This is a genomic window from Actibacterium sp., assembly GCF_041584535.1.
Classification (GTDB): domain Bacteria; phylum Pseudomonadota; class Alphaproteobacteria; order Rhodobacterales; family Rhodobacteraceae; genus Actibacterium_D.
The window spans coordinates 1-2445 of record NZ_JBFHDW010000346.1 but is presented as its reverse complement, the minus strand read 5'-3'; the positions used below and the strand labels follow the sequence as shown (position 1 = coordinate 2445).

At 62.7% G+C, this 2445-nt stretch carries 1 protein-coding gene and 1 pseudogene; both read left to right on the top strand.

Annotated features, from left to right (window positions below):
* Nucleotides 1-1532, top strand: a pseudogene (locus ABYW26_RS13380) (DNA polymerase III subunit alpha); the annotation flags it as partial.
* The gene (locus ABYW26_RS13375; RefSeq protein WP_372605412.1) at nucleotides 1532-2206 is read left to right on the top strand and encodes a sulfotransferase; all 675 of its coding nucleotides are present in this window, start codon (nucleotides 1532-1534) and stop codon (nucleotides 2204-2206) included. The pseudogene ABYW26_RS13380 and the gene ABYW26_RS13375, both read left to right, overlap by 1 nt.
* Nucleotides 2207-2445 lie beyond the last annotated feature (239 nt).

Sequence of the window (2445 nt, the reverse complement as noted above, 5' to 3'; positions counted from 1 at the left end):
ATTGCGAGGTGAAGAACGGGCTGAAGGACCGCGAATCCGTCCACCCGCTGATCGATCATATCCTGGAAGAAACCCAGGGCATCATCGTTTACCAGGAACAGGTGATGCAGATCGCGCAGGTCATGGCCGGTTATTCCCTTGGCGGCGCCGACCTGCTGCGCCGCGCGATGGGTAAGAAGATCAAAGAGGCGATGGACGCCGAACGCCCCAAATTCGAAAAGGGCGCGGGCGAGAATGGCGTGGATGCAAAGAAAGCGTCCGAAGTCTTTGACCTGCTCGAGAAATTCGCCAACTACGGCTTCAACAAATCCCACGCCGCGGCCTATGCGGTGGTCAGCTACCAGACCGGCTATCTGAAAGCGAATTACCCGGTCGAATTCATGGCGTCGGTGATGAATTGCGATATTCATCTGACCGACAAGCTGAACACCTATGCCGAAGAAGTGCGGCGCGGGCTTGAGATCGAAATCATCCCGCCCTGCGTCAACCGCTCGGACGCGCTGTTCAATGTGCGTGACGGCAAGCTGATCTACGGTCTGGGGGCGCTGAAAAACGTCGGTGCCGAGGCGATGCGGCTGATCGAACAGGGGCGGCGGGTCGATCCGACCGCGCCGGAAAAGGGCGACAAACCCTTTGCCACGCTGTTTGATTTCGCCCGCCGGGTCGATCTGAAACGGATCGGCAAGCGCCCGATGGAAATGCTGGCCCGCGCCGGGGCCTTTGACCAGCTAGACCCCAATCGCCGCCGGGTGTTCGACAGTCTGGATGCGCTGGTCGGCTATTCCGCCGCGATCCACGAACAACGCGCCAGCAATCAGGTGTCGCTGTTTGGCGAGGCCGGTGACGACCTGCCCGAACCCCGCCTCAGCGCCGCGCCTGACTGGCTGCCGAATGAACGTCTGGCCGAAGAGCACAAGGCGATCGGGTTCTATCTGTCGGGGCACCCGCTGGACGATTACATGGCGGCGCTGCGCCGGAAAAAGGTGATGACCCTGCAAGAGGTCGCCGCCAAGGCGCAGGCCGGACCGTTCATCGCCAAGCTGGCCGGGTCGGTGGCCGGGCGGCAAGAGCGCAAGTCGGCACGCGGCAATCGTTTCGCCTTTGCCCAGCTGTCTGATCCGACCGGCCTTTACGAGGTCACGCTGTTCTCGGACGTGCTGGAACTGGCGCGCGATCATCTGGAGACCGGCTCGAATGTGGTGCTGACGGTCAAAGCCGAACTGGAAAGCGATCAGCTAAAGCTGCTGGCGCAGTCAGTCACGCCGATTGATGCGGTTGTTGCCGATGCGGGCGGGATGGGGCTGAAGATTTTTGTCGATACGCCCGCGGTGCTGTCTTCGGTCGCGGGCATTCTGGAACGCGCCAAGGGGGAAACGGGCGTCCGTGCCCGAGGCCCGGTGCAATTGTGCCTGATGGCCCCCGATCTGCCGGGCGAAGTAGACATGGACCTTGCCGCAGAATTCCCGGTAAACCCACAGATCAAGGGCGCGATCAAATCGCTGCCCGGGGTGTTGATGGTCGAGGATATCTAATGGCCGACGGGAAACTGCCAAAAGTCGTTCTGATCGGCTTTAACAAATGCGCGACCCGCAGCTTTGCCCAGCTGTTTCAGGCTGCCGGCCACAAGGCGCTGCACCACAAGCTGCGCCGCTCGTTGCGCCGCAGTCAGACCATGGCACGGCTGATGCGCGAAAACCTGGCCGCCGGGCGCAAGATCTTCGCCGGGGCCGAGGATTACGTGTTCTTTTCCGACCTGATCTATGTGACCCCCGATCTGGCCTATGAAGGCAACAGCGATTTCCGGCAGATGCTGGCGGATTACCCCGACACGATCCTTGTGCTGAACCTGCGCGACCGCGAGGCGTGGATCAAATCGCGCACCCGGCACGGGCACGGCGAATTCATTCAACGCTATCAGGCGGCGCTGGGTCTGGCCGATGCGGCGGCGGTTCAGGACCACTGGCGTCAGGCGTGGGACGCGCATATCGCCGCTGTCCGGGCCTTTATGGCGGATTACCCGGACCAGTTGATCGAATTCGATATCGACAGCGACCCGATCACCGACCTGACCACGCGCCTGTCCGATTATCGGCTGAACCCGGCGGATTGGGGCGATAGCGGCCGGTCGCGCGGGCGCAAGCAAACCGGGCTATTGGCCGGGCTGCGCCGGTTCTGGGCGCATGTGAAACACCGCCCGACCGTCTGAGGCGCGCTAAAGCAAACGTGACTCGGCGCGGGCGGGCCTTGGGCTAAGATGCGGCGGAATGACGGAGGCGTGGTGGTGCTTTTTGATCCGATAAGTTTCGACATCCGCTTCGGCTTTGGCCCCAGCCCGCGCCTTGCGCCGGTGCCGGATGCGCAAAGCGCTTTGGCGCGTCTGGCAGGCCCCGATCTCATCGCTGCCGCGCTGCCGGTGCCGACCTACCGGGATGTGTTGCCGCGCCT